This window comes from Vibrio sp. 2134-1, from assembly GCF_033339495.1.
In genome coordinates this window covers 1-628 of record NZ_JAWOUS010000584.1, presented here as the reverse complement: position 1 = coordinate 628, position 628 = coordinate 1, and the positions used below count along the sequence as shown (strand labels likewise).

Annotated in this window: 1 protein-coding gene; it reads left to right on the top strand. The window is 48.2% G+C overall.

The features are described from left to right. The coding region (locus R7R78_RS27360) for a helicase-related protein (RefSeq protein ID WP_225474761.1) at nt 1-543 on the top strand (543 nt) is incomplete at its 5' end. Between the last annotated feature and the right edge of the window lie 85 nt (nt 544-628).

The window sequence follows — 628 nt, the reverse complement described above, 5'->3', positions numbered from 1 at the left end:
TCGCTTTTGAGCCACATGCTGAATGAAAACGACTGGTCGCAAGTACTGATCTTTATTGAAACAAAACACGGTGCGGCCAAATTGGTTAGCCAGCTTGAGAAGCGCGGTATTGTGGCTGAAGCGTTCCACAGTGGTCGCAATCAGCGTGTTCGTCAGGAGCTGATTGAGAAGTTCAAGGCGGGTGAAATTCAGTATCTGGTTGCAACTGGCGTTGCCGCGCGTGGTATTGATATCGACAACTTACCAGTAGTGATTAACTACGATTTACCATTCCCTGCGGATGAGTACGTACACCGCATCGGGCGTACTGGCCGTGCTGGCGCGCAAGGTGAAGCGATCTCTTTGGTATCGAAGGATGATTTCAAAAATCTGTGCATGATTGAAAGCCGTCTGGGCCACTTGCTGGAGCGTGTTGAAATCGAAGGTTTTGCTCCAAGAAAGCCAGTGCCGATTTCGATTTTGAATTACGTACCTAAGAATAAGCGTAAACCGCAAGACAATCGTCCGCGTCGTGAGAATTCTGAACCGCGTGACGCAAAATAGTCTGCTGATACATTGAAAGCAAAGCCGCATTCGTGCGGCTTTTTTGCGTTTAGAACCGCCGAAAATACGATGGATTTTGTGTGGT